Below are 24,390 nucleotides of genomic sequence, written 5' to 3' on the forward strand. Positions count from 1 at the left end.
GGTGAATGGAGATAGTGGCAGCACGAGAGCCGGATGTGACATCGGCGGCCGACTGTCTGGCGGCTGCCTTTGCCGATGATCCGCAGATGGCTTTTTTCTTCTCGGGCGATCCTGCGCAGCGTCAGGACCTGGTGACGGAGTTCTTCTCGATCCTGATGGCGGCACGCCTCGCGCTTGGAATGCCTGTGCTGCTGTTAAAGAGCGACGGTCGCATCCTTGGTGCGGTGATGGGCTATAATACGCAGCGGCCTGAATGGCTTCCGGCTCACCGAGAGAGATGGGCTCTGCTTCAGCAAAGGCAGGCATCGATGGCTTCGCGCTTCGAGAGGGCAGACGCCATCAGTGAGACATACAAGCCGCAGGAACCGCATTTCTACCTCGGGGTCCTGGGCGTTCACCCCTCAATGCAGGGAAAAGGGGCTGGCGTCGCGCTCATCAAGGCCTATTGCGATCTTGCCGAACGAGATCCTGTCTCGGCAGGGACGTTTCTCGAAACCGCACAACGCAAGAATTTGGCTTTCTATGAGCGTTGCGGGTTTCAACTCCTCGGCCAAGGTGAACTTGCGCCCAGGAAGCCATTCTGGTGCCTGTTCAGGCCAAAACCCGTTCGAGACGGCAACTAGACTTACCCGCCAAACCGTGGCGCGAGCTTCTCGATGCGGGCGATCATGGCCTGGAAATCTTCCAGGATGCGCTGGTGCAGTTTCACCGCCACGTCGGGGTACTCCTCGAGAATGCGACGGAACATCTTGCGGCTGAGCCGAATCACTTCCGAATCGATCTCGGCCGATGCGCTGGTCAGCCGGTTGGTGTCGGCGATCAATGCCAGTTCGCTCAGGATCGTGCCGGGGCCGGCGGTGCCGATCGGGACGCGTTCGCCATTCTGCTCGCGATAGAGCACGATGCGGCCGCTGACCACGATATAGGCCGAATCGGCCTCGTCGTCCTCGCGGTAAAGCTTGTGGTCGGCCTGCAGATGCGTGGCTTCGGCGCCGAAGGCGAGCAGGCGCAGCTGTTCCTGCGTGAAACCCTCAAAGAGCTTCACGGCGGACAGGATGCGGATGTCGTCATCCAGCGCCATCTCTAGCTGCGTCCCCGAACGGTCAGTCCAATCCCTCCCTTAGAGCGCCGAGCGTCCTCCTGGTCACGCAAAGGACGCTCCAACATTTTTCAATCTGCGCAGCGTTCTCCCCCAAAACCGAATCGATTTTGGGCCGATGCGCGGGGTCGATCCATGCTCCCCCAGCCGGATCGCACCCGAAAACAGTCCTGCCCCCGACCGCCTATTGGAATAATGAAATGTTTAAGGAACCAGCTTGTAGCCGCCGCTTTCTGTCACAAGAATTTCAGCATTGGAAGGATCGCGCTCGATCTTCTGGCGCAGCCGGTAGACGTGGGTTTCCAGCGTGTGCGTGGTGACGCCGGAATTGTAGCCCCACACTTCCTCGAGCAAGACGTCGCGCGTCACCACCTTCTGGTCGGCGCGATAGAGATATTTGATGATCGAGGCCTCCTTCTCGGTCAGCCGCACCTTGGCGCCACGCTGGTCGATGAGAAGCTTCTGGCTGGGCTTGAAGGTATAGGGACCGACCGAGAAGGTGGCGTCCTCGCTCTGTTCGTGCTGGCGCAGTTGCGCGCGGATGCGGGCGAGCAGCACGGCGAAGCGGAACGGCTTGGTGACATAGTCGTTGGCGCCGGCCTCGAGGCCGAGAATCGTGTCGGAATCGGTGTCGTGTCCGGTCAGCATGATGATCGGCGCCTTGTAGCCGCCCTTGCGCAGGATCTTCACCGCCTCGCGGCCATCCATGTCGGGCAGGCCGACATCCATGATGAGCAGGTCGATGAGCCCGCCGCGCGCAGCAGCAACGCCTTTGGCGGCGGTCGCTTCCTGCAGGACGTCGAATTCTTCGTAGAGGGCCAGTTGCTCGACGAGGGTTCCGCGCAGGTCGTCATCGTCGTCAACGATAAGAATGGTACGTGATGTCATGGATCAATCCGTTGTTTTGAAAAGAATTTTCAGTTGACCGACCCCCATTTATGCGGAAGCTGACCGGCACAACAGTCCGATCACAGTGATTTGTTCCGTGACACGATCATACAAGAAAAAACGCGTTCGCAATGCAGCCGGCGCAATTTTGCCTAAAGGGCTACGCGTGCTGGTGGTGCGGGCGAGGCCCGGCAACCCCAGCCAGGGGATTTTGCAGGCCGGCAGCAAGGTGTTTGCCTGCGCCCTGGGGCGCGGTGGCATCTCGACCAACAAGCGCGAGGGCGACGGCGCGACGCCGCTTGGCGAGATGCGGATTCTGTCGGGATATTTTCGCGGGGATCATTTCTCGGCGGCGCGTAGAACCCGGCTGGCGATGGCGCCGATCGGCGCCGATCTCGGCTGGTGCGAGGTGCCGGACGACCGCAACTACAACCGTCCGGTGAAAATCCCCTACGGCGCCAGCCATGAGCGGATGCGGCGTGATGATCGTCTCTACGACGCCTGCCTGGTGCTCGACTGGAACATGGCGCCGCGCCGGCGCGGGCGCGGCAGCGCCATCTTCTTCCACCTGGCGCGCCCGGGCTTCACGCCGACGCAAGGCTGCGTGGCGGTAACCGGGCGCACAATGGCGCGGCTGTTGCCGCTGGTGTCGGATAAGACGGTGGTGAGGGTGATCAGATAGGCAGTAGGGAGTAGGGAGTAGGGAGTAGGGAGTAGGGCCGGGTTTCGGCGCCGTCTCATTCTTCCCTACTGCCTAAGGCCTATTCACCACTGCCTATTCCTCTGCCAGCCGATATCCAGCAGTCCCAGCCGGCCCAGCTCCCGGTCCATGGCGCGGGCGACATCCTTGCGTTCGCCGCCTATGTCGCGCAGCTCGCGGTCGGAGAGATCCTCGACGTCCTGGTGGACGACATTTTGCTGGGTGAGGTGGGCCGCGACCCGGGCGTGACGGAGCCAGTCGAGCACGGCGCGCAGCCAAGACGGCCGAGCAATCGGTGCGTTGAAAGCGATGATGGACATGGTGTGGTCCGTTCCTCCGGATATCAAATCCGGTTTGATGGTGTTTCGATTGCGCCCATCATGCCGGGTTGAAAGACAAAGGAGAAACGAGTAGTTTTCTCCATATCATCAAGTTTTATTTGGAGATCGATTGGCCCGCCTGTTGCCTGGAACCCGTGCCTTGAGGACGCTGGAAGCGGCGGCCCGGCACCTTAATTTCACCCGGGCCGCGGACGAGCTCGGGCTGACGCCGGCGGCGGTCAGCCACCAGATCAAGGAAATCGAGGATCAGCTCGGCATCGTGCTGTTTACCCGCACCAGCCGCACCATTCGGCTGACGGAAGCGGGAACGGTTATGTTCGAGGCATCGCTCGATGCGCTCGACCTGCTCAACCGGGCGGTGTCGCGGGCACAAAAGATGACGCGCGGCTTGGCGCTCCTGAAAATTACGCTCGACCCGCAGTTTGCTACCAAATGGCTGATGCGGCGTGTCGACGATTTCCGCAAGCATCAGCCCGGGATCGAACTTCGCTTCGACATCACCTATGAGGTGCGCGATTTCGATCGCGACGACGTCGATATCGGCATTCGCTTCGGCACCGGGAAATATCCGGGCATTGTCAGCCACCGGCTGTTCGACAACATCATTATTCCGGTGTGCAGCCCGGCTTTGCTGACCTCCGGTCCCCCGCTTCGAGAGCCGCGCGATCTGTTCCGGCACACGCTTGCCCATATCGTATGGGCGCGCCAGGGCGTGACCTGGCCGAACTGGCGCATGTGGATGGCGGCGGCAGGCATCGACGATTTTGATGACAGCCGCACCATCGTTTTCGGCTCTTCGTCAGATGCGGTGCAGGCGGCGCTCGACGGCAATGCCGTGGCGCTCGCCGATTTCGCCATGGTAGCGAACGACCTGTCGGAGGGACGGCTGGTGCGGCCATTCGAACTCGGCCTCAAGGTCGCGGCCGAATTCGCCTATTTCCTGGTCTATCCGGCAGGGTCGGCAAACGACGCCCGGATCATCGCGTTCAAGGACTGGATACTGGGCGAAGTCCACAACCCGCAACCGGATCCGACGCGGCGGACCTGGGACGAGTTGTAGGTCAGCCAGGGACGACCGGCGCGCCGAACCAGCCGATCACCGCGCCAATGATCAAAAGCACGCCGAGCCAGTGGCCGCCATCGATCAGGGTCAGGTCCCAGCCGAAATTCTCATAACGGTGGTTGGCCGTCAGCGTCGTGGCGACAAAGCCCAGCCAGAGGACGAAGCCGAAGACCACGCCGGCGACAAGGGTTGGCTCGCCGCCGGTCATCGCGCCGACGACCAGGGCAAAGACCAGAGCCATGATCAGTTCGGTGACAAAGGAGATGATGAAGGGCAATATTGATTTCTTCGCCGTTGACGGATCGATCCTGGCCGCCCTCATCCAGGGCTTGCTGAGGACCGTGTACCAGACGGCGCCGAACAGCCATACCACCACGGCCGCGACAACCACCGCCAGCCAGTTCACCACTGAAAAATCCATAACCCCCCCTCAAGCGTGTCGACCAAAAGCGTTGAGCGGTTTTGGGATAACGACATGCGTATTCTTCAAATCAGTGCACGATGGAACGCCTGTTCGGCACCGCCGTCAAGCGAAGCGCCAGACCGTGGTGCGCTTCACCAGCGCATCCTCCAGCGCCCGCGTCACCGCCACTTCGTAGACGGCCAAAGGCTCCAGTCCGGCCTTGGGCATATAGGAGCGGCCGGGATCGCCGACGAGGATGTCGGCGCCACGCGCCTTCAGTGTCGAAAACCACGGCATCAGCGTGTCGGCGAAGGATCTGTCGTAGAAGACGTCGCCGGCCAGCACCACATCCCAGCCGGCATCGGTGCCGATGCAGTCCGTGCCGCAAAACTCGATGGTAACGCCATTGGCCTCGGCATTGAGGCGGATCGCCGTCTCGCAGAACGGGTCGATGTCGGTGGCGATCACTTGCGCAGCACTTGCCTTGGCGGCGGCGATGGCGACAAGCCCGGAGCCGGAGGCGAAGTCGAGCACGCGTTTGCCGCGCACTCCAGACGGGTTGTCGAGGATGTAGCGGGCAAGGCCCTGGCCGCCGGCCCAGGCAAAGGCCCAAAAGGGTGGCGGCAGGCCGATTTCGGTCAGTTCGTCCTCGGTCCGCTGCCAGAGGTCATGCGCCTCGTCGGCAAGCCGCAGAAGAATTTCCGGCACATGCGGTGGCGCCATCAGTGCCGTGTTGTCGAGAATGAACTTTTTCGCGCTGTTCGGCGTGAGGACCGTCACGGAGCCGGCGTCAGGCCGCCCATGCGGCAGACTTCCTTCCATTCGGCCGGAGTCACCGGCTGTACGGAAAGCCGTCCAAGTCGCACCAGTGCCATCTCGGCGAGTTTCGGATTGGCCTTGACCTGTTCCAACGTCGGCGGGTTCGGCACATCCTTGAAAGCGCGGATGTCGACACATTCCCAGCGCGGATCGTCGGTCGTGCTATCGGGATGGGCCAGCGCGCAGACCTCGGCAATGCCGACAACGTTCAGCCCCTCATTGGAGTGGTAGAAAAAGCCGAGATCGCCGATCTGCATCGCCTTCATGTTGTTGCGCGCCGCATAGTTGCGCACGCCGTCCCATTGCGTGCCGGCCTTGCCCTTGGCCTTCAGCGCCTCGAAGGAGAAGACCGAAGGTTCGGATTTGAACAGCCAGTAGTTCATGTCTTTGCTCCTCCGTGGGCCTGCCGGAATTAACTAGCCGCCGGCTTGTTGAAGGTCCAGTTCCACTGGCGGATTTCGACTGTTTCAAACAATCCTGCCTTGGCGTAGGGGTCGGCGGCCGACAGCGCCTGCGCACCGGCCAGATCAGGCGCCTCGACGACGACGAGGCTGCCGTTGGGCTTGCCGTCGGCATCGAGGAACGGGCCGGCAAAGGCCAGTTTCTTGTCGGCGTTCAGACCCTCGAGGAAGGCGACGTGGACGGGGCGTGTGTCGACGCGCACCTGCAGGCTGCCCGGCTTGTCCTTGCAAATCAACGCAAACAGCATTTTTTCAAAACTCCGGTTTGGGACTGCGACACAGTTCGCCTTGAACTGCCGAAACCGCGGTTTTGCTTTTATGCTGCCTTTGGGTCAATGCCAAATGACGATCTATCGCGTTGAATCTCCGCTGCGGCTCAAGGCCAAGGCGTTGAAATGATTGATCCACTTGAGTTGATGAAGTCTCAGACGATTTCGCTTCGCCTGAAAAACAGACTCAGGCGACCGGGCTGTATTGCGAAAAAATATAACGCCGGGCCTTTACCACTGCCGCCGCCTATGAAGACGCGACTGAATATTTCGTAAATTCAAAAATAATCAATTTTCGATACGCAACACTCCAGCGGGTCAATTGTGAGAATGGGCTGGTTCTTCCAGAACGCCTGCATCGAGGACGCAATGGAGAGCATCGCGGGCGGCACGACAGTCAGGATCGACGACGACACGCCTGCTTTCACGGCCAGCATGGAGACCGAGCGTGTCCTCGTCTCTGCAATCATTCCTTGCCTGAACGAAGAACTGACGATTGGCATCTGTATTCGCAAAGCCTTCGATGCCTTCTCGAGACGCGGCATCAAGGGGGAAGTCGTCGTCGGCGACAATGGCTCCACGGACAAGTCGGTGGAGATTGCGCAAAAGTTGGGAGCGCGGGTCGTCCATCAGCCGGTAAAGGGCTATGGCGCGGCAATCAGCGCCGCGGCTGAAGCGGCCGAAGGCAAATATCTCATCATGGCCGATGCCGATGATTCCTACGACTGGAGCCGGCTCGGCGATTTCGTCGATGCGTTGGAATTGGGTGCGGAATTTGTCATGGGCAATCGGTTCGCCGGCGGCATCGAGCCGGGCGCCATGCCGCTGTTGCATCGCTACCTGGGCAATCCCGTCCTGTCCACCATCGCTCGTTGGCTGCACAAATCTCCGATCCGTGACTTCCATTGCGGCATGCGCGGCTTCACTCGAGAGGCATTTCAGAAAATCGGCGCACGCTCGACGGGAATGGAATTCGCCTCGGAAATGATCATCAACGCGCATCGCGCTGGGCTCACCATTCGTGAAGTGCCGATCAAACTCCATCCCGACAAGCGAAACCGCGCGCCGCATCTGCGTTCCTTCCGCGACGGCTGGCGCCATTTGCGGCTCATCATCGCTCACGCGCCGGACACGCTGTACCTGATACCTGGCCTTACCCTGCTGGTGACGGGCACTGTCGGCCTGGCTTTGCTTTCGTCCGGCCCGATTCAGGTTAACGGACATTATTTTGGCATCCACTTTGTTGCGCTTGCGTCCATGGCAACGCTCATCGGACTGTCAGCGACATTGCTGGGCATGTTGGCCAAAGTGGCTATCGCCATCTATCACCCGGTTCAGACGGGACGCGTCGTCCCCTGGCTCAAACGAGGACGCCCGCTGGAATGGCTGGTTGGCGGAGGTGCCTTGATCTTTGCCGGAGGGTTCGCGGTAAACCTGCTCCTCGCTCTCCAATGGCTGCTTGTCGACGAACCGATGGAGCAGTCCGTGCACCTCATATTCACCAGCAGCACTGCGTGCGTGGCCGGCGTGTTGATGACCCTGTCCGGTTTCGTGCTGAAGCTGCTGCTTGATAGTGTTGGCGATCCGCTTCTTTCCGAGTTTCGCCGGCTTATGCGTAGGTGAGCCTGCAACATGAAAGCAAGCAGGGCTTCTCCGCGTATCTGGGATACTGACTGGCTGATATTGCGCGGGCTCGCCAGGCTGCTGAAGGAGCAAGCAAGTGCCCATGTCAGGCCAGAAACATTGATGGTCGATCTGGGTTGCGGCGACATGCCCTATGCCCGGATGATGCGGGAGATGCAGATCGATTATCGTGGCGCGGATATCGACGATGGCGGATCGCTGCGGATCGACGAGAACGGCCGGGTGCCGCTTGCCGACGGCGCCGCGGGCGCTGTCCTCTCGGTCCAGGTCCTGGAACATGTACGCGACCTCGACGCTTATTGCGCCGAAATCAGCCGGCTGCTGCGCGATGACGGTGTTCTGTTGTTATCCACGCATGGCACCTGGCTGTATCATCCCCACCCGGAAGATCATCGCCGCTGGACGCGAACAGGCCTGATTGCCGATCTCGGGGATCGCGGCCTGGTTGTCGAGGACGTCAAGGCGATCGCCGGTCCGCTGGCCACGACCACGCTGATCCGTCTGACCGGCTTTGCCTTCTTCCTGCGCCGCATCCCCGTTTTTGGGGGAGCCTTCGCGTCGCTGCTGGCCGTGCTCATGAACCTGCGCGCGCTGCTGGAAGACACCATCACGCCAGCGTCGATACGCGACGACAATGGATGCGTATTCCTCGTTCGGGCACATAAGGCGATCGCATGAACATGCGTGCGCCTTCCACTTACGTCATTGTGGCGGCGCTGTGTCTCGCGCTCCACAACGCCGTGATGATTCTTTCGGATCGTGCTGGATCGCCTTTGTGGCTGGCGGTCCTGTTGTCCTTCGGGATCGTGGCGGCGACCGGCTACGCCCTGCATGGCGTCTTCACGTTCCGCCAGCCTTTGGCCCTGCCCGGCTTTGCAAGATATGTGCTGGCGATGTCGGCCAATGTCCCGCTGGCGTTCATCTTCACCTGGTTCTGGCGCGACTGGACAGGCCTGGCGATGCCTGTCGCGTCGCCGCTTGCGTCGATCTGCATGCTGGCGATCAACTTTGCGCTTAGCCGCTGGGCGATCGCCGCGCCAAAATCCACATCAGTCAGAAACCCATGAATTTCCAGATGACGATGCCCTCCATCGATCCGCACCTCCTGCAGGGTATCATGTCGCGCCATCTCGCCATGTACCGGAGCAAGGTGCCGTTCTACCAGGCCACGATGCTCGACAGCTTGCGTCAAGTCTGGGCTGGCGATCATCGCAGGCTGCTGGATGTCGGTGGAGGCACAGGCGTGATTGCACAGGCCATGTCTGAGCTGTTTCCGCTGGAAGAAGTGCAAACGGTGGATCTTGTCGACCGTTTCTGCCCATCGCTAAGTGTGTCCACCCGCCAGTATGACGGCAAGACGTTGCCCTTCAGGGACGATGCGTTCGACGCGGCAACGCTCAACAACGTCATGCATCACGTGCCGCTTGCGGCGCGCGCAGCGCTTCTCAGAGAGATCCGGCGGGTGGTGGATGGACCGCTCTATATCAAGGACCATGAAAGCCGCCATGCGGTGGATCGTCTACGCCTCACGGCAATGGACGCCATTGGAAACATCCCGTTCGGCGGAATGGTCTGGGCGCGCTACCTTGATCGTGCCGAATGGGAAAGGCTCGTCGCCGAGAGCGGCTATCGCATCGCCGCGCGCGCGGCGCCGTTGCAATACCGTAAAGGCCTGTACGGATGGCTGTTTCCGAATCGCCTTGAGATTACGCTCCGTCTGGAGCGGGTTTGACGGGCAAGCCCTTGCGGATTTTGACGGTAAGCCACTTCTTCGAGGCGCATGGCGGCGGCATAGAGCGCGTCGCCGGGCATCTTTGCCGCCGGTTTGTGGATAACGGCATCGAAGCGTCCTGGGCTGCAAGCGATGCCGACCTGCAGCCCGAGGGAAAAGTGCATGCGGTGCCGATTGCCTGCCTCCAGCTGATGGAAAAACGCAACGGCCTGCCGATGCCCATACCTCGTATGCGAGGAATAGCGGAATTGGCGCGCGCAGTGCGCGGCAGCGATTCAGTGGTGATGCATGATGCGCTTTACGCCACGTCGATCCTGGCAATGGTGGCGGCCAAAATCTACCGCAAGCGAACAGTGCTTGTTCAACACATTGCCAGCGTTCCATTCTCTTCGCGCATCCTGCGCTTCGCGACGGCGCTCGCAAACCGTCTGGTGACGCGGCCTATGCTAAGGGCGGCGGATGCCCGCGTCTTTATCAGTGACACGGTGCGCCATGAGTTGCTCGGAACGCCCGCGCGGAACACTTACAGGCTGCTTTTCAACGGCGTTGACCACAGCATTTTCCATCCATCGCGGGACTCGACCGGCGATGGGGGCTCCCCGGCGCGAGGACGTCGCGTTCTTTTCGTTGGCCGTTACGTCGAGAAAAAGGGACTGTCGGTGATCCGCGCGCTGGCGACCTTGCGGCCCGATCTCGAATTCTCGCTGGCGGGCGCCGGCTCGATCAGGCCCAGCGCCTGGGGACTTGGCAATGTTCGTGATCTTGGCATTCGGACGCCCGTGGAGTTGGCGGACCTCTATCGCACGGCAGATTTTTTGCTGCTCCCAAGCGTCGGGGAAGGATATCCGCTTGTCATACAAGAGGCGATGGCCTGCGGCCTCCCGGTGATCTGCGGCGCTCCGGTCCACCTTGCCGATCCCGATGCAGCGGTCTGGCTGCGTGGTGTTAACATCGACCTTAGAGATGCCCTGGGGTCGGCTCGTCGTTGCGCTGACGCGATCGACGGCCTTGCCCTGACTGCCGCCGAGCGTGATGCGATGGCTGCCCATGCCCTGGCGCACTACGATTGGGAAAAGATGGCCCGCAGCGTGATCGCCTTGGCGTGCAATAGCCAAGCGGTGGCACCGACCGAGAACCGGCAAGGGAACGTTGCCGATGGATGACCGGTCCACTGTGAAAACCGACATCGGCAACAGGGACTTTTTCGGTATTGCCGAACGCCCGGCCATAATCGGCCTGAGCGTTCTGATTGCACTGAAGATCATCCTTCTTTTCGCGCTGGCCTATCGCAGCCGCTTCGTCATGGATGAGTTCGGCCAAGTCGGTTACGCGAAGTATCTCGGGAACGGCCTGTTTGACACTGTCCAACCGGCCAAGGCCGTAGGTTTCACGATCTTTTGCAAGCTGGCCATTCTCATTGGATGGGATGCGACGTCCATTATGTTCGTGGGGCGCTTCCAGATGGCGCTGCTCGCTTGCGCGACCATCGCGATGATTTACGCATGCGCACGCGCGCTCGGCCAGGACAGGCCGCGCGCCTTGGCGATTGTCCTGATCCTGCTGTGTTTCTCCAATTTCATGGAGCGAATTTTCCGCACGATCTCGGAACCGCTGGCGCTGTTCTTCGCCGTAGCGGCGCTGTTGGTGGTCATCAGCGGGAATTCGGCAAGTGCGAGACGGATCGTCTTCGCCGGCATCCTTAGCGGCCTCGCCTTCCTGACGACCCAGAAATCCATCTATTTCAATGTCGCGCTGGGTATGGGATTGCTCGTCAACGCTTTCATTGCACGGCAATACGGAGCCGGGATCAAGCGTGGCGCGGCCCTGGTGCTGGGCTGGATTGTGCCCATCGCCGCCTATTGCGTCATATTTGGCGGCGCCGATCCGCTGCCTATCGCCCGAAGCCTGATATTCGGCCCGGTTGAAGTCGCGAGCCGCGGCGGTGTCGAATATGGCGGCTTGCGAGGGTTTGTGGTCCAGACGCTCGTTCGCAACGCAATCCTCTATGTATTCTGCTTCGGCAGGATCATTCTTGGGCTGGCGCGCATCGGAGCGCTGGAAGAAAGACAGCGGATTGCGCTGACGTTCACCGCCGTCATCACGGTCCTGGTTTTTGTCCATGATCAGCCTTGGCCTTATGTCTTCATCATGGCCTTGCCATTCATGGCGCTGTGGTCGCTTGGAATGCTCGATCGCAACGCGGCTGATACATTGCCCGTGCGTTTGGCGGGGGCGTTGCTCGCGATTGCCGGAACGATCAGCTACATCAGCAACGTACTCTATCTGCGTATTGACAACCCGGCGCAGCTTGCGCTGATCGCCCGCGCCGAAGCGATGGTCGGACCTGACGAGTTCTATTTCGACGGCATCGGAATGCTGCCCAATCGACAGGAGCCCTCCACCCTGTGGCTCGACCAGTACTATATCTTGAAAACATTGCGGGAAGGCAGCGAATCGGAAGCGTACAAAATCCTCTCGAACGCTCCGCCAAAGGTGATCATCTGGTCATATCGTATGGATTGGATCGATCCTGTGATTGCCCCTTTTATCCGCGACAGCTACGTCCAGATCGCTCCCAACATCAGAATGGCCGGCCGTCGCCTTCACTCCGGTCGTCTGGACGTTTTCAAGGTGCCTGTCGCCGGACGATACAGCCTGTATACGACGAACGGGCATCTTGCAGATGGCGAGGTCGAGATTGATGGCATCCCGCGTTCCTTGCCTTTGTCCTTGGAGGCCGGTGTCAGCGACGTTGTTCTGCGCGGCGGTCCGGCCGAGGCACTGCTGCTTCCGGAAGGCAATTACGAAAACCTCATCGTCTCCGGTGAGGACGATGCCGAGCTGTTCACGGGAGTTTACAACTAGAGCGTTTCCCCGTTTCACGGAAACGGCGAACTGCTCTAGCCCTTTGTTTTTACGCAATTCCGGACGGAAAACCGCGCACACTTTTCCTGGAATTGCTCTAGATATCGGTTTCGGTCTTCAGCGGCCGGGTCATCAATGCCGTCACAGCCTGCCGAATGGTGATCGTGCCATCCAGTATCGCCGATACAGCAGTGATAATCGGCGCGTCGATGCCGCGCTCGGTGGCGATGCGGGCGGCGATCGCCGCCGTCGGGACGCCTTCGGCGAGCGGAAGTCCGGCCAAGGGTTTGCCTTGTCCCAAGGCCAAGCCGTAGGCGAAATTGCGCGATTGGGTGGACGAGCAAGTGAGCAGCAAATCGCCGAGGCCGGAAAGCCCCATCAGCGTTTCCGGCCTGGCGCCGAAGGACGCACCGATGCGGCGCAGTTCGACGAAGCCGCGCGTCACCATGGCGGCCTGGGCACTGGCGCCGAGCCCGGCGCCGGTGACGGCACCTGCGGCGATGGCGAAGACATTCTTCAGCGCGCCACCGATCTCGACGCCGATCAGGTCGTCGCTGGAATAGCAGCGCAGGTTTTGCGCCGAAAAGCGGGCGGCAAGCTCCGCCGCCAAGGCTTCCTCACGAGCGGCGACCACGACTGCGGTCGGCAGGCCCCTGGCGACATCGGTGGCAAAGCTCGGGCCGGACAGGGCCGCGATCGGAGTGCCCGGCAGCATGTCTTCGACGATCGCCGACAGCAGCGCGCCGGTATCGCGTTCGATGCCCTTGGCGCAGAGAACCAGCGGGATGCCCTTCGGCATATGGGGCCTTGCCGTCGTCAGCATGGCGCGCAGCGCTTGCGCCGGTGCCACGGCCAGCACGCAATCGGCGTCAGTCAGGGCGGTGCCGATATCGCTCGTGGCCGCGATGCCGGGCTCGATGGCGATGCCGGGGAGATAACGCGGATTCTCGCCATCACGAATAGCGGCGACCGTTTCGTCGTCGCGTGCGTAGAGCCGGACATCGTGATCGGCGCGCAGCATGGCCAGCGCCAGCGCGGTGCCCCAGGCGCCGCCGCCGAGCACGGCAACGCGCCAGCCGGTTTTGTCCCTGCCGCTTGTCTTGCTGGCGCTCATGCTTTCGCTCCGCGCCGGCCGGAGCCGACCATCGGCGCCGAAATGCTGTCCAGCGGCCAGCGCGAACGCGGCACGAAATCGAAGCCGTTCTCTTGCGACAGCCCAGCCCGCAACCGCTCAATGCCGGCCCAGGCGATCATCGCCGCATTGTCGGTGCACAGTTTCAGCGGCGGCGCGACGAAGGCGAAGCCGGCCTCGGCGCACTGCTTCTGCAGCGTCGCCTTGATCGTGCTGTTGGCGGCGACGCCACCGGCGACGACCAGCGAGGGCGTGGTCTTGTCGGGAAATTCCTGGCGGAAGCGGGCAAGCGCGCGGGCCACGCGGTCGCCCAGCGCATCGGCCACCGCCGCCTGGAACGAAGCGCAGATGTCGGCGACGTCCTGCTCGCTCAGCGGTTGGATGGCCGTAGCCGCCTGGCGTACGGCGGTCTTGAGGCCGGAGAAAGAGAAATCAGGCTGCGCCGAGCCTTTCATCGGCCGTGGAAAGGCAAATCGCGTCGCATCGCCCGTGGCCGCAGCTTTCTCGACATTCGGACCGCCGGGATAGGGCAGGCCGAGCATTTTCGCCGTCTTGTCGAAAGCTTCGCCGAGCGCGTCATCGATGGTGGTCGCCCAGCGCTGGTAGTCGCCGACGCCGCGCACGGCGACGATCTGGGTATGGCCGCCGGAAACCAGCAGCAGCAGATAGGGAAAGTCGAGCCCGTCGGTCAGCCTTGCGGTCAGCGCATGGCCTTCGAGATGGTTGATGGCGATCAGCGGCTTGCCGGCGGCCGCGGCAATCGCCTTGGCGGTCATCAGGCCGACGATCAGCCCGCCGACCAAGCCGGGGCCGGCAGTGGCGGCAATGGCGTCAATATCGGCAAGGGCGATGCCCGAATCGGCAAGGGCAGCCTCGACAATGCCGTCCAGCGCTTCGACGTGGGCGCGCGCTGCGATCTCCGGCACGACGCCGCCAAAGGCGGCATGTTCCTCGATCTGGCTGAGCACGATGTCGGACGCGATGACAGGCGCGGAAGCGCCGTCCAGCGTCACCACGCTGGCGGCGGTCTCGTCGCAACTCGTCTCAATGCCCAGAACGCGGATCAATTCGTCGCTGTCTCCAGAGATTGTGTCGCCGGACTTTCCTAGTTAGTAGAGGCGGGCCTCGTTAGGGAGAGTGCCGGAAACGCAAAGCCAGCCGGGGGTTATCACGGACCGCGCGCCATGCAAACTTTGAAAATCGGAACACGCGGCAGCCCGCTGGCCTTGGCGCAGGCGCATGAAACGCAAGCGCGGCTGATGGAAACGCACGGCATGCCGGCGGAAGCGTTCGAGGTCGTCGTCATCTCGACCAGCGGTGACCGCATCCAGGACCGGCCGCTGTCGGAAGCCGGCGGCAAGGGGCTGTTCACCAAGGAGATCGAAGAGGCGCTGCTGGCCGGCACGATCGACATCGCCGTCCATTCCTCCAAGGACATGCCGACGGTGCTGCCGGACGGGCTTGAACTCTCCGCCTTCCTGCCGCGCGAGGATGCGCGCGATGCCTTCATCGGCAAGGCGGCGAAAAGGATCATCGACCTGCCGCACGGCGCCAAGGTCGGCTCGTCATCGCTGCGGCGCCAGGCGCTGATCCGACGCATGCGGCCGGACCTTGATGTCGTGATGTTCCGCGGCAATGTGCAGACGAGGCTGCGTAAACTGGAAGAAGGCGTCGCCGAAGGCACTATCCTCGCCCATGCCGGGCTGAAACGGCTCGGGCTCGGCCATGTCGTCACCGACCTGATGCCGCTGGACGCGTTTCCGCCGGCGCCGGGGCAAGGCGCGATCGGCATCGAGACCCGCATCGGTGATCGCGAGGTCGAAAAGATGCTGGAGGCCATCCACGACGTGCCAACGGGCCAGGCGCTGGCCTGCGAGCGCGCCTTTCTGGCGGCGCTCGACGGCTCCTGCCGCACGCCGATCGCCGGCTATGCGACTGTTGCGGGCGGAAAATTGGTTTTCGCCGGGCTGATCATTTCGCCCGATGGCACGCAATCGCATGAGGTCAAGGCCGAAGGCCTGGCTCTGGATGCCGCTGACATCGGCACGGACGCTGCCAGGATGGTACGGGTCAAGGCCGGCGAAACCTTCTTCGACGGCTGGGTCTGACATGCGTGTCCTGGTGACGCGGCCGCAACCCGGGGCGTCGCGCACCATGCGGGGGCTGCAGGAGCTGGGTTTTGAGCCGGTTCTTTTGCCGCTGACCGAAACGGTGACGCTGCCAGTCGCTTCAAACGCAGCAGGCGACAACGTCGCGGCTGTTGCAATCACCAGCGCCAATGCCGTGCGCCATGCGCCGAAAGAGCTCATTTCCGCGCTTGCTGCCTTGCCTTGCCATGCGGTCGGCCACAGGACGGCTGAAGCGGCGCGTGCGGCAGGGTTTTTGGCGGTCAGTGAAGGGCCGGGCGACGCCGAGAAGCTGGGCGAGGCGATTGCCGCCGGCCTTTCCGGGAAGGCGATCGTCTATCTCACAGGGCGCGTGCGGTTTCCGGCCTTCGAGGCGCGGCTGCGAGAGGCCGGCGTCGAGGTCCGCGCCATCGAAACTTATGACACTGTCTCACTGAACTATTCCGATGATGAAATCCGTGCGCGCCTGTCCGGTCAGCCGGTCGATGCGGTGCTGCTCTATTCAGCCAAGGCGGCGGCAGCGTTGTTGGCCTTGGCTAACCGGGCGGAACTGCGCGATCTCTTTGAAAAGACGCAGGCTTTTGCCCTCTCCGGGCGCATAGCGTCTGCGTTCGGCGATGTCGCCGGCAAAAATATCCGTGTTGCACGGGAACCGCTTGAGGAGGCGCTGCTTGAGCTGTTGCACGGCGGCGACTGAGCCCCGTGTCATCACGCCGCCCCTTTTCACCTGATGATGATGTGCTAGACCATTTTTCAAACCATCACGCGCCGTCAGGCGCCGAGACGAAGCAGGATTGCGGAGCCCAGGCATGGTCAAGACGCCGAAGATGCGACATTCGAAAAGCCGCCGCGAGCCGGTGACCATCGAACTCGAGCCCGGCGCCGTCTCGCGCATTGTCGATGCGGATGCAGCCAAGGCGGATGAAGTCGAGGCCCCGGCCGAATCGGTCGCGGCCGAGGAGGCGGCTGCCGTGGCTGATGCGCAGGCAGAGACGCCTGACGAGCCCGTCCATGCCGACCAGACCGATCTCGAGCCGTGGGAGCATTCTGACGCGGCGGCGCCGGAGAACGCCGATGCCAAGGTCTCTGCGCAAGCCGAGCAGCCTTATCCCGCCGCCTCGGACGCGCCGCCGCGCGCCGGAACCTCCGAGTACAGTTTCGAGGATGCCTCGCCGAAGCAGGGCGAACCTGGGGAAACGCCAAAGACAGCCAGGAACCAGCCCATGGCAGCGCAACCGAAGCGCACGAGCGGTATTGCTGCCGGCATCATTGGCGGTGTCATCGCGCTGGCCGCCGCCGGCGGGCTACAGTTTGCCGGCGTGCTCGGCACTCCGGGGTCGGGCGGTGGCGCGGTCTCGCTCGACGGCGTCAATGGCGAGATCGCTTCGCTGAAGAGCGAAATCGCCGACCTCAGGGAAGCCAGCGGCAATGGCGCCGCAACGGCCAAGGTAGACGGGCTGTCGTCGGCGCTGGATCAGGTCAAGGCCGATGTCGCATCGCTGAAATCGGCGGTCGAAAAAGGCGGCGCCGGCGACAATGCCGGGCTTGCCGCGCTTGGCGACAAGGTCAAGCAGATCGAGACGGCGGTTGCCGCCCTCGGCCAGGCCGGCAGCACGGCCCCGGTCGATCTCGCGCCGCTCAACGAAAAGCTTTCGAGTCTCGATGCGCTGGTGAAATCGGCCGACGAGGCGGCCAAGGCGCAGGAAGGCAAGATCGCTGCACTTGAACAGTCGGTGACGCAGCTCTCCGGCAAGGTCGATGCGCAGGCGTCGCAGCCGAAGATCGCCATGGCCATCGCCGCGTCGGCCCTGAAGGCCGCGCTCGATCGCGGCGCGCCATTCGCCGCCGAGCTGGAAACTTTCGCGGCGATCTCACCCGATGCGCCGCAGATTGCGGCGCTGCGCCCTTATGCCGAAAAGGGCGTTCCCACCCGCACCGAAATCGCCGGCGAGGCCGATGCTGCCGCCAATGCGATGGTCGCTGCCGCGACGCCGGTCGACGAAAATGCCGGCTTCTTCCAGAACCTTTTGTCGAGCGCCGAATCGCTGGTCAAGGTGCGGCCGATCGGCGCCGTCGAAGGCGCCGGCGCGCCCGAAACCGTGGCGCGCATGGAGGTGGCGGTCAATCAGGGCGACTACGCCAAGGCGCTCAGCGAATATGAGACACTGCCGGAGACGGTGAAGGCGGCGGGCGCCGACTTTGCCGGCAAACTGAAGGCGCGCATCGAGGTCGAGACGCAGGTCGACGCGCTGATTGCAGGTGCGATGAAGGCATGAGGACGACACGATGATCCGCATTCTCATCTTTCTCGCCGCTGTCTTCGCGCTCGGCCTGGGCTTTGCCTGGCTGGCCGACCGCCCCGGCGAGATGGTCGTCACCTTCAATGGCTACCAGTATCAGGTCAGCCTGATGGTGGCGGCGGTGGCCATCGTCGCCGTCGTCGCCGCGGTGATGATCGTCTGGTGGCTGATCAAGTCGCTATGGAACAGCCCCTACACGATCTCGCGCTATTTCCGCGTCCGCCGCCGCGACCGCGGTTACCAGGCGCTGTCGACCGGCATGATCGCCGCCGGCGCCGGCGATGGCGCACTGGCGCGCAAGAAGACCAAGGAAGCGGCCAAGCTGATCCGATCCGATCAGGAACCGCTGATCCATCTCTTGGAAGCGCAGGCGTCGCTGCTCGAAGGCGACCATGAGGGTGCTCGCGAAAAATTCGAGGCCATGCTCGACGATCCCGAAATGCGGCTGCTCGGACTGCGCGGGCTCTATCTCGAAGCCGAGCGGCTCGGCGACCGCAACGCGGCGCGCCACTATGCCGGCCGCGCCGCTGCCGTGGCGCCGCAACTGGCCTGGGCCGCCGAATCGACGCTGGAAGATTTGACCGGGCGCGGTGACTGGGACGGTGCGCTGAAGCTGGTCGAGGCGCAGAAGTCGACGCGCCAGATCGAACGCGACGCCGCCAACCGCCGCCGCGCCGTGCTTTTGACCGCCAAGGCGCAGGCGCTGACCGACAGCGATCCCAATGCGGCGAAGACAGCGGCAGTCGAGGCCAACAAGCTTGCGCCCGATTTCGCGCCGGCCGCGGTTGCCGCGGCCAATCTTCTGTTCAAGCAGAACGATGTGCGCAAAGGCTCCAAGATCCTCGAAGCCGCCTGGAAGGCGGAGCCGCATCCGGAGATCGCCGAGCTCTACACCCATGCAAGGCCGGGCGATGCGGTGGTCGATCGCCTCAACCGGGCGAAGAAGCTGCAGGAGCTGAAGCGCAACAACGCCGAATCGTCGATGACGGTGGCGCGCGCCGCGCTCGACGCGCAGGATTTTTCCACCGCCCGCCGCGAGGCGGAAGCGGCGATCCGCATGGATCGCCGGGAAGGCGCCTACCTGCTTCTGGCCGATATCGAGGAGGCCGAGACCGGCGACCAGGGCAAGATCCGGCAATTGCTGTCCAAGGCGGTCAGAGCGCCGCGCGATCCGGCCTGGGTCGCCGACGGCGTCGTCTCCGAACGCTGGGCTCCGGTGTCGCCGGTCAGCGGCAAGCTCGACGCCTTCGCCTGGCGCGCGCCGATGGAGCGGCTCGGCCAGCTCATCGATAGCCATGAGGGCACGCCGGGGGCCGAAGTGCCGGCAATTGCCGCGCCAGTCGTATCGGTCAAGGAAAAGCCTGCCGACGTGATCTATCACCCGGCTGTTTCCGCCGGCAAGACGCCAGTAACGACCGGAGCCGCAGCGGAAAGCGGCGAGGACCTGGTTACGCCGGTCACCGCCGCCGCCTTTGCCGCTGTGCCGACCGATGCCGAAGCCGTCGAGCCGGCGGAGGAACTTGCCCGGCTGCCCGACGACCCCGGCGTCGATCCCGATGAGGAAGCGGAGAAGTCACCGCGCCGCTTCCGCCTGTTTTGATGTGATAGGCCCGTTGGCCGATTGGAATAATTTGATGTTCGAACGCGTTCTCTCATTTCTGAAGGACTTGCCGAGCGGTGCCGGCGCCCGCGCCAACGCGGACGATCCGCGCGTTGCGGCATCTGCCCTTCTCTATCATGTGATGAACGCCGACGGCGTGCGTCAGGACGTCGAATGGGAGCGGTTCAAGCAAGTGCTGGCGGAAAGCTATTCGATCAGCGGCGACGAACTCGATGCGCTGGCCGCCGCCGGTGAGCGCGCCGACAATGAGGCGATCGACCTCTATGCCTTCACCAGCGTGTTGAAACGCCATCTTGACGCCGATGCTCGCAAGGCCTTCATTGGCCTGATGTGGGAGATCGTCTATGCCGACGGCGAACTGCATGAGCTGGAAGACAACACCGTCTGGCGCGTCGCCGAACTGATCGGCGTCGAACGCCAAGACCGGATCGAGGCGCGCCGCAAGGCGGCGGCCGCCGCGCCCGGCGCCAGCGGAACGTCGAGCGACGAATAGGATCCCGCCTTTTCATGCCGCCAGCTCCAAGGTCGAAACCGAAAATCCTGATCGTGCTGCATCAGGAGACTTCGAGCCCCGGCCGGGTCGGCCACATGCTGCTCGAGGAAGGTTTCGATCTCGACATCCGCCGGCCGCCGCTGGGCGACAGCCTGCCGGAAACGCTGGAAGGGCATGCCGGTGCGGTGGTGTTCGGCGGGCCGATGAGCGCCAATGACGAGGATGAGTTCGTCCGCCGCGAGACCAACTGGCTGAACGTACCGCTGCGCGAGAACCGGCCCTTCCTCGGCATCTGCCTTGGCGCGCAGATGCTGGCCAACCATCTCGGCGGCAAGGTCGAGGGTCATGACGAGGGGCTGGTCGAGATCGGCTGGTATCCGCTGAAGCCGACCGAAGCCGGTAAAAAGCTGATGCACTGGCCCGACATGGTCTACCAGTTCCACCGCGAAGGCTTTTCGTTGCCCAGGGATGCGACGCTGCTGGCGACCGCCGAAGCCTATCCCAACCAGGCTTTTCGCTATGGCGACAATGCCTGGGGCATCCAATTCCATGGCGAGCTGACCAGGATGATGATGCAGCGCTGGGTGGTGCGCGGCGCGCACCGTTTCGAATTGCCCGGCGCGCAGCCCGGCCGCGACCATCTCGGCGGCCGGCTGATCTGGGACATGCACCTCAAGCGCTGGCTCGCCGAATTTCTGGGCGTGATCTTCGGCAAGCCTACCGAGGGATAGAGTAAAATCCAATTACTCTGAATGGCCGAGCTTGACCCAAGAAGACTTACGTCTGCCGAGGCGTGGACGACTGCTTTGCGCCTATAGCGGACATTGGAAGTTCAACGTCCTCTATCTTTGTTCCCTCCACCACAAGCGGACCTATTGCTGCCGGCCAGATATGCTACTCGCCAGCATAACGCCTCGAAGTCCATGCCAGCCATGAGCTCGGTAGAGGGTTGAGTCCGAGTTTGGCCGAAGGCTCGAGCGGACGTGAGAGCGCCTACCTAGACCTTCTTCTCGGCGGGCGCACTGCAGGTCGCGGTCACGCCATAGACGCGGTGAGAGATGCCGGCGGCATCCAGCGCATCGACGTATGGAAGCCGCCGGCGTTACCGTTGGGCCAATTCGGATCGACCCATATACAGACCAACGGTTTACCTTTTTCAGCGACCCTGGATTGCCGTTGGAACTCTACGAAGCCCTATAAGGAAAGGTTCGCTTTCGCGACCACGGAGGTGGGAACGGCAGTCGGTAGATATAATCCGCCAACTCAGGTGCGTCACCGGCTCCCTTGCTACGGGCGAGGAGGCAGACCGCTCTGCGCCTTATGCCGGCCGTTGCTGACCTTGTTGGGGTTCCTGACCCCGTCCATGGCGAAAATGTCCACGCGTTCGTAACTTTCAAGCAAGGTGCCGCCCAGCCAACCCCGCAGGAGCTTATCCATTTCGCTCACGCCAGCGTTGGCTACAAGGCACCGGAGAGCGTTTTCGTACTCGATGAGATGCCCCTCAGCGCAACGGATAAGGTTAATCGGGTGGTACTGAAGGCGTTGGCGGAGCGCCTTTTGAAATCGGAACCAAATGAGAGCTGGATGCGATCGTCATCGGAGTGACGGTGGCGGCTTGAAACAGCTTGACAACAAGGACTGAGTTCACCCGCCGCGGCTTGTTATTCTCGTGCTATTAGTGCGGCGGTGAGATTGCCCAGCGTCTTGGAGGGTCCGCGCACGGTGTTCAGAACGATCCGCACGACTTGCTCGCAACAAAGAGATACGGTGCGTCTGGTTGAAGCTCGACTGCTGAGGGCCAGATGGAACGCAAGCTAGCCGCCATTCTCGTAGCCGATGTGGTGGGCTATGGGCGCCTCATGGGCCTTGATGAGGAAGGCACACTGGATACGTTAGGCCGTATACGAGTGGAGTTGTTGAGTTCGGCCATTGCAGATCATCAGGGGCGCGTTGTCAAAAATACAGGTGATGGCTACCTCGTTGAATTTCCCAGCGTCGTAAATGCCCTCGCTTGTGCGGTGGAAATTCAGCGCGGTATGAGGCAACGAAATCAAAATATGCCCTACGACCGCCGTGTCGAGTTCCGCATTGGCGTTAATCTGGGAGATGTGATTGTCGAAGACGGCGACATCTTCGGCGACGGCGTCAACCTGGCCGCGCGACTCGAGGCGTGCGCTGAGCCCGGCGGCATCTCCGTTTCGGATTCTGTTCGGGATCATGTCGGAACTCGACTCGGGCTCGTGTTCGAAGATATGGGTGAACAGTCGCTGAAGAACATTGCCAAGCCGGTTCGTATCCACAATGTCTCGATTGGCGCTACTCCGCCGGGAGGCCAGCATCGCGAAATGCGTGCCCCCGTGAACACGCACGACGAGAGGCCGCGAGTAGCTGTATTGCCTTTCAATAATATGAGTGGTGACCCCGAGCAGGAGTATTTCTCCGACGGCATCACCGAGGACATCATAACCGATCTGTCGAAAGTGTCCGGATTGCACGTTGTCGCCCGCAATACAGTGTTCACCTACAAGGGCAAACCGATCGAGGTGCAGCGGGCTGCGCAGGAACTCGGTGTTAGATACGTGTTGGAAGGCAGCGTTCGCAAAGCTGGCCACCGCGTGCGAGTGACTGGGCAGCTCATCGATGGGAAAGATGGCGCGCATATTTGGGCAGATCGCTACGACCGCGACCTGACCGACATCTTCGCAATTCAGGACGAGATCACCCACACGATTGTCGAGCAACTCAAGGTCAGGCTGCTGCCCGAGGAGAAGACGGCGATCGAACGGACGCCGACTGTGAATGTGGAGGCCTACACCTACTATCTCAGAGGACGGGAATTCTTCCGCGAATGGACCAAGTCCTACCTGAGTATGGCGCGCCGGATGTTCGCCATGGCGGTGGCACTGGATCCCAACTACGCTCGCGCATACGCGGGCATTGCCGATTGTGACTCTGCAATGCTCGTATGGCACTCAGAGGCGGTTTCATTGGAGGCCATCGCGAAAATGAGCGCCAAAGCGGTCTCGCTCGATCCCGGGCTCGCAGAGGCACATGCTTCGCTCGGCCTGGCGCTCATGCACGATGGGCGTCTTGAAGAATCTGTCGTTGCCCTTCAGCAGGCTCTGGCGCTGGATCCCAACTCCTATGAGGCAAATTTCTTCTATGCGCGCTACTTCTATCTGCAAGGCAGCTTCCAGTATTCTGCCGAATATTTCGAGCGTGCCGCAGAAATTCGTTCCGACGACTATGTTTCCGCGATGTTCGTGGCAACGACACTTCGCCGGATCGGGCAGTTCGGGGATGCCGAACGGTGGGCGCGCAAAGGAATCGAACTGGCCGAAGGCGTACTCAAACTGCATCCGGAAAATGCTGGTCCCGCACACCGCGGGGCGATTTTGCTCGCGTATCTCGGCGAACGCGAAAGGGCAAGGGAGTGGGCCGCGCGCGCCTTGCTTGTCGAGCCGGACGATCTTGTCGCCCAGTTCAATGTCGCGTGCGCGTATTCCGTGATGGGCGATCACGAAGAAGCGTTGGACTTTATTGAGAGAATACTTCCTACCAGCACTTGGTATCAGCGAGCCTGGTTCGACAAAGAACCTGACCTCGATCCCATTCGCGGCTATCCCCGCTTTCAGGAAATGTTCGCCGTTTTTGCTGGGCAGTTGGCGCCCCTAACGGACCCGGCTTGAGCCGGATCATCGGATATGGACGGCTCTGCCAACGAAGCTCAAACTTAAGTCGACTCCGAGCAGCCATAGGAGAGCAGCCCACGCCGACGTGAATGTCCGCTTTTGCGTTCGTAGCGTCAGAAGCTGCCAGTCTGCCGCCGGCCCCCCTCTCAGCCGCGCAAGCTGATTGGTCCGAGCGCTGGATCCAGCGGCCTGGATCCAGCGCTCGATCAGTTGCGGCTGTTGAGATGCCGCACCCTTCGTAATTGCGGGAACAGCACCGCCCATAGACAAGCGACGGCAAGCGCGCCGATGCCGCCGATCACCACTGCCGGCACTGTACCGATCAGCGCCGCCATGGTGCCGGCGCGGAATTCGCCGACTTCGTTGGAGGCGCCGACGAAGACCTGGTTGACGGCGTTGACGCGGCCGCGCACCTCGTCGGGCGTCCACAGCTGGATCAGCGTCTCCCTGATATAGACGCTGAACATGTCGGTGGCGCCGAGGCCTGCAAGAGCCAGGATCGAAAGCCAGGTGATGGTGGAAACGCCGAACAGCACGGTGAAAGCGCCGAAACCTGCCACGAAGCCGAGCATGATCTTGCCGGCATTGTCGCGCAGCGGGTGCCCGGCGAGCCAGACCGCAACACAGATGGCGCCGATGCCGGGTGCCGAGCGTAAGAGGCCGAGGCTCCAGGGGCCGAGCTCCAGAATATCGCGCGCCGCGCCGATTTTCTGGAGTGATAAGCCGCGCCCGACGCGGTGAA

At 62.3% G+C, this 24,390-nt stretch carries 26 protein-coding genes and 1 pseudogene; 17 read left to right on the forward strand and 10 right to left on the reverse strand.

Annotated elements, in window-relative coordinates; genetic code table 11:
• The first annotated feature begins 5 nt into the window (after window positions 1–5).
• On the forward strand, window positions 6–623 hold the full coding sequence (locus tag H0241_RS27525) for a GNAT family N-acetyltransferase (RefSeq protein WP_181060926.1): 618 nt from the start codon (window positions 6–8) through the stop codon (window positions 621–623).
• Window positions 624–625: 2 nt separating this feature from the next.
• On the opposite strand, the gene H0241_RS27530 is transcribed toward H0241_RS27525, so the two are convergent.
• Window positions 626–1,081: a cyclic nucleotide-binding domain-containing protein gene (locus H0241_RS27530; RefSeq protein WP_181060927.1), complete on the reverse strand. Its 456-nt coding sequence runs from the start codon at window positions 1,079–1,081 to the stop codon at window positions 626–628.
• Window positions 1,082–1,303: 222 nt separating this feature from the next.
• Window positions 1,304–1,987, reverse strand: coding sequence for a response regulator transcription factor (locus tag H0241_RS27535; RefSeq protein ID WP_112561232.1), 684 nt, complete (start codon window positions 1,985–1,987; stop codon window positions 1,304–1,306).
• A 145-nt stretch (window positions 1,988–2,132) separates the two neighbouring features.
• Between H0241_RS27535 and H0241_RS27540 the strand changes: the two genes are divergently transcribed.
• The gene (locus H0241_RS27540) at window positions 2,133–2,669 is read left to right on the forward strand and encodes a L,D-transpeptidase family protein (RefSeq protein WP_328824849.1); all 537 of its coding nucleotides are present in this window, start codon (window positions 2,133–2,135) and stop codon (window positions 2,667–2,669) included.
• Window positions 2,670–2,752: 83 nt separating this feature from the next.
• Here the strand turns inward: H0241_RS27540 and H0241_RS27545 are convergent, their stop codons facing one another.
• On the reverse strand, window positions 2,753–3,007 hold the full coding sequence (locus H0241_RS27545) for a hypothetical protein (RefSeq protein WP_181060929.1): 255 nt from the start codon (window positions 3,005–3,007) through the stop codon (window positions 2,753–2,755).
• A gap of 130 nt (window positions 3,008–3,137) precedes the next feature.
• On the opposite strand from H0241_RS27545, the gene gcvA reads away from it, so the two are divergent.
• Complete coding sequence (gene gcvA, locus H0241_RS27550; RefSeq protein WP_181060930.1) at window positions 3,138–4,088, forward strand: transcriptional regulator GcvA; 951 nt, start codon at window positions 3,138–3,140, stop codon at window positions 4,086–4,088.
• 1 nt (window position 4,089) lies between these two features.
• On the opposite strand, the gene H0241_RS27555 is transcribed toward gcvA, so the two are convergent.
• The 4 genes from H0241_RS27555 to H0241_RS27570 form a co-directional block, all read right to left on the reverse strand.
• Window positions 4,090–4,512 carry a DUF1761 domain-containing protein gene (locus H0241_RS27555; RefSeq protein WP_181060931.1) on the reverse strand — a complete coding sequence of 141 codons (423 nt, stop codon included), beginning with the start codon at window positions 4,510–4,512 and terminating at the stop codon, window positions 4,090–4,092.
• Window positions 4,513–4,617: 105 nt separating this feature from the next.
• Window positions 4,618–5,316, reverse strand: a complete 699-nt coding sequence (locus H0241_RS27560) for a class I SAM-dependent methyltransferase (RefSeq protein WP_181060932.1) — start codon at window positions 5,314–5,316, stop codon at window positions 4,618–4,620.
• Window positions 5,271–5,696, reverse strand: a complete 426-nt coding sequence (locus H0241_RS27565) for an EVE domain-containing protein (protein WP_112621800.1) — start codon at window positions 5,694–5,696, stop codon at window positions 5,271–5,273. Before H0241_RS27565 ends, H0241_RS27560 begins: the two co-directional genes overlap by 46 nt.
• Window positions 5,697–5,725: 29 nt before the next feature.
• On the reverse strand, window positions 5,726–6,022 hold the full coding sequence (locus H0241_RS27570; RefSeq protein ID WP_181060933.1) for a YciI-like protein: 297 nt from the start codon (window positions 6,020–6,022) through the stop codon (window positions 5,726–5,728).
• 351 nt (window positions 6,023–6,373) lie between these two features.
• Here H0241_RS27570 and H0241_RS27575 point away from each other — a divergent pair, with 351 nt between their 5' ends.
• From H0241_RS27575 to H0241_RS27600, 6 genes are read left to right on the forward strand one after another with little or no spacing between them, the layout of a single operon-like run.
• Entirely contained in the window at window positions 6,374–7,666 is a 1,293-nt protein-coding gene (locus H0241_RS27575) for a glycosyltransferase family 2 protein (RefSeq protein ID WP_235984517.1), read from the forward strand.
• 9 nt (window positions 7,667–7,675) lie between these two features.
• The gene (locus tag H0241_RS27580; RefSeq protein ID WP_328824845.1) at window positions 7,676–8,365 is read left to right on the forward strand and encodes a methyltransferase domain-containing protein; all 690 of its coding nucleotides are present in this window, start codon (window positions 7,676–7,678) and stop codon (window positions 8,363–8,365) included.
• Window positions 8,362–8,754 (forward strand): GtrA family protein, encoded by a 393-nt coding sequence (locus H0241_RS27585; RefSeq protein ID WP_181060935.1) that lies wholly within the window; start codon window positions 8,362–8,364, stop codon window positions 8,752–8,754. The genes H0241_RS27580 and H0241_RS27585 overlap by 4 nt, the downstream gene beginning before the upstream one ends.
• A complete protein-coding gene (locus tag H0241_RS27590) occupies window positions 8,751–9,419 on the forward strand; it encodes a methyltransferase domain-containing protein (RefSeq protein WP_181060936.1) in 669 nt (222 codons plus the stop codon). Before H0241_RS27585 ends, H0241_RS27590 begins: the two co-directional genes overlap by 4 nt.
• The gene (locus H0241_RS27595) at window positions 9,416–10,582 is read left to right on the forward strand and encodes a glycosyltransferase family 4 protein (protein WP_181060937.1); all 1,167 of its coding nucleotides are present in this window, start codon (window positions 9,416–9,418) and stop codon (window positions 10,580–10,582) included. The genes H0241_RS27590 and H0241_RS27595 overlap by 4 nt, the downstream gene beginning before the upstream one ends.
• Entirely contained in the window at window positions 10,575–12,284 is a 1,710-nt protein-coding gene (locus tag H0241_RS27600) for a DUF7056 domain-containing protein (protein ID WP_181060938.1), read from the forward strand. Before H0241_RS27595 ends, H0241_RS27600 begins: the two co-directional genes overlap by 8 nt.
• A gap of 97 nt (window positions 12,285–12,381) precedes the next feature.
• On the opposite strand, the gene H0241_RS27605 is transcribed toward H0241_RS27600, so the two are convergent.
• Window positions 12,382–13,398 (reverse strand): NAD(P)H-dependent glycerol-3-phosphate dehydrogenase, encoded by a 1,017-nt coding sequence (locus H0241_RS27605; protein WP_181060939.1) that lies wholly within the window; start codon window positions 13,396–13,398, stop codon window positions 12,382–12,384.
• Entirely contained in the window at window positions 13,395–14,480 is a 1,086-nt protein-coding gene (tsaD, locus tag H0241_RS27610; protein ID WP_181060986.1) for a tRNA (adenosine(37)-N6)-threonylcarbamoyltransferase complex transferase subunit TsaD, read from the reverse strand. The genes H0241_RS27605 and tsaD overlap by 4 nt, the downstream gene beginning before the upstream one ends.
• Window positions 14,481–14,600: 120 nt before the next feature.
• On the opposite strand from tsaD, the gene hemC reads away from it, so the two are divergent.
• From hemC to H0241_RS27650, 8 genes are all read left to right on the forward strand, one after another.
• The gene (hemC, locus tag H0241_RS27615) at window positions 14,601–15,524 is read left to right on the forward strand and encodes a hydroxymethylbilane synthase (RefSeq protein WP_181060940.1); all 924 of its coding nucleotides are present in this window, start codon (window positions 14,601–14,603) and stop codon (window positions 15,522–15,524) included.
• Between the two features lies 1 nt (window position 15,525).
• Window positions 15,526–16,239 (forward strand): uroporphyrinogen-III synthase, encoded by a 714-nt coding sequence (locus H0241_RS27620; RefSeq protein WP_181060941.1) that lies wholly within the window; start codon window positions 15,526–15,528, stop codon window positions 16,237–16,239.
• Window positions 16,240–16,351: 112 nt separating this feature from the next.
• The gene (locus H0241_RS27625; RefSeq protein ID WP_181060942.1) at window positions 16,352–17,818 is read left to right on the forward strand and encodes a COG4223 family protein; all 1,467 of its coding nucleotides are present in this window, start codon (window positions 16,352–16,354) and stop codon (window positions 17,816–17,818) included.
• A gap of 10 nt (window positions 17,819–17,828) precedes the next feature.
• On the forward strand, window positions 17,829–19,442 hold the full coding sequence (locus H0241_RS27630) for a heme biosynthesis protein HemY (protein WP_181060943.1): 1,614 nt from the start codon (window positions 17,829–17,831) through the stop codon (window positions 19,440–19,442).
• A gap of 34 nt (window positions 19,443–19,476) precedes the next feature.
• Window positions 19,477–19,956, forward strand: coding sequence for a tellurite resistance TerB family protein (locus H0241_RS27635; RefSeq protein WP_181060944.1), 480 nt, complete (start codon window positions 19,477–19,479; stop codon window positions 19,954–19,956).
• A 14-nt stretch (window positions 19,957–19,970) separates the two neighbouring features.
• On the forward strand, window positions 19,971–20,687 hold the full coding sequence (locus tag H0241_RS27640; protein ID WP_181060945.1) for a glutamine amidotransferase: 717 nt from the start codon (window positions 19,971–19,973) through the stop codon (window positions 20,685–20,687).
• A gap of 589 nt (window positions 20,688–21,276) precedes the next feature.
• On the forward strand, window positions 21,277–21,561 hold the full coding sequence (locus tag H0241_RS36485) for an AMP-binding enzyme (RefSeq protein ID WP_181060946.1): 285 nt from the start codon (window positions 21,277–21,279) through the stop codon (window positions 21,559–21,561).
• 197 nt (window positions 21,562–21,758) lie between these two features.
• A complete protein-coding gene (locus H0241_RS27650) occupies window positions 21,759–23,645 on the forward strand; it encodes an adenylate/guanylate cyclase domain-containing protein (protein WP_181060947.1) in 1,887 nt (628 codons plus the stop codon).
• 209 nt (window positions 23,646–23,854) lie between these two features.
• On the opposite strand, the pseudogene H0241_RS27655 reads toward H0241_RS27650, so the two are convergent.
• Window positions 23,855–24,346 (reverse strand): annotated as a pseudogene (locus tag H0241_RS27655) (MFS transporter); the annotation flags it as partial.
• Window positions 24,347–24,390: the final 44 nt, after the last annotated feature.

This window comes from Mesorhizobium neociceri (assembly GCF_013520985.1).
Classification (GTDB): Bacteria; Pseudomonadota; Alphaproteobacteria; order Rhizobiales; family Rhizobiaceae; genus Mesorhizobium; species Mesorhizobium neociceri.

What these genes read in the sequence shown, in the direction of transcription:
- H0241_RS27525 (WP_181060926.1), top strand. Translation starts at nt 6, where the DNA reads ATGGAGATAGTGGCAGCACGAGAGCCGGATGTGACATCGGCGGCCGAC.
- H0241_RS27530 (WP_181060927.1), bottom strand. Translation starts at nt 1,081, where the DNA reads ATGGCGCTGGATGACGACATCCGCATCCTGTCCGCCGTGAAGCTCTTT.
- H0241_RS27535 (WP_112561232.1), bottom strand. Translation starts at nt 1,987, where the DNA reads ATGACATCACGTACCATTCTTATCGTTGACGACGATGACGACCTGCGC.
- H0241_RS27545 (WP_181060929.1), bottom strand. Translation starts at nt 3,007, where the DNA reads ATGTCCATCATCGCTTTCAACGCACCGATTGCTCGGCCGTCTTGGCTG.
- H0241_RS27555 (WP_181060931.1), bottom strand. Translation starts at nt 4,512, where the DNA reads ATGGATTTTTCAGTGGTGAACTGGCTGGCGGTGGTTGTCGCGGCCGTG.
- H0241_RS27560 (WP_181060932.1), bottom strand. Translation starts at nt 5,316, where the DNA reads ATGGAAGGAAGTCTGCCGCATGGGCGGCCTGACGCCGGCTCCGTGACG.
- H0241_RS27565 (WP_112621800.1), bottom strand. Translation starts at nt 5,696, where the DNA reads ATGAACTACTGGCTGTTCAAATCCGAACCTTCGGTCTTCTCCTTCGAG.
- H0241_RS27570 (WP_181060933.1), bottom strand. Translation starts at nt 6,022, where the DNA reads ATGCTGTTTGCGTTGATTTGCAAGGACAAGCCGGGCAGCCTGCAGGTG.
- H0241_RS27575 (WP_235984517.1), top strand. Translation starts at nt 6,374, where the DNA reads ATGGGCTGGTTCTTCCAGAACGCCTGCATCGAGGACGCAATGGAGAGC.
- H0241_RS27580 (WP_328824845.1), top strand. Translation starts at nt 7,676, where the DNA reads ATGAAAGCAAGCAGGGCTTCTCCGCGTATCTGGGATACTGACTGGCTG.
- H0241_RS27585 (WP_181060935.1), top strand. Translation starts at nt 8,362, where the DNA reads ATGAACATGCGTGCGCCTTCCACTTACGTCATTGTGGCGGCGCTGTGT.
- H0241_RS27590 (WP_181060936.1), top strand. Translation starts at nt 8,751, where the DNA reads ATGAATTTCCAGATGACGATGCCCTCCATCGATCCGCACCTCCTGCAG.
- H0241_RS27600 (WP_181060938.1), top strand. Translation starts at nt 10,575, where the DNA reads ATGGATGACCGGTCCACTGTGAAAACCGACATCGGCAACAGGGACTTT.
- H0241_RS27605 (WP_181060939.1), bottom strand. Translation starts at nt 13,398, where the DNA reads ATGAGCGCCAGCAAGACAAGCGGCAGGGACAAAACCGGCTGGCGCGTT.
- hemC (WP_181060940.1), top strand. Translation starts at nt 14,601, where the DNA reads ATGCAAACTTTGAAAATCGGAACACGCGGCAGCCCGCTGGCCTTGGCG.
- H0241_RS27620 (WP_181060941.1), top strand. Translation starts at nt 15,526, where the DNA reads ATGCGTGTCCTGGTGACGCGGCCGCAACCCGGGGCGTCGCGCACCATG.
- H0241_RS27625 (WP_181060942.1), top strand. Translation starts at nt 16,352, where the DNA reads ATGGTCAAGACGCCGAAGATGCGACATTCGAAAAGCCGCCGCGAGCCG.
- H0241_RS27630 (WP_181060943.1), top strand. Translation starts at nt 17,829, where the DNA reads ATGATCCGCATTCTCATCTTTCTCGCCGCTGTCTTCGCGCTCGGCCTG.
- H0241_RS27635 (WP_181060944.1), top strand. Translation starts at nt 19,477, where the DNA reads ATGTTCGAACGCGTTCTCTCATTTCTGAAGGACTTGCCGAGCGGTGCC.
- H0241_RS27640 (WP_181060945.1), top strand. Translation starts at nt 19,971, where the DNA reads ATGCCGCCAGCTCCAAGGTCGAAACCGAAAATCCTGATCGTGCTGCAT.
- H0241_RS36485 (WP_181060946.1), top strand. Translation starts at nt 21,277, where the DNA reads ATGCCGGCCGTTGCTGACCTTGTTGGGGTTCCTGACCCCGTCCATGGC.
- H0241_RS27650 (WP_181060947.1), top strand. Translation starts at nt 21,759, where the DNA reads ATGGAACGCAAGCTAGCCGCCATTCTCGTAGCCGATGTGGTGGGCTAT.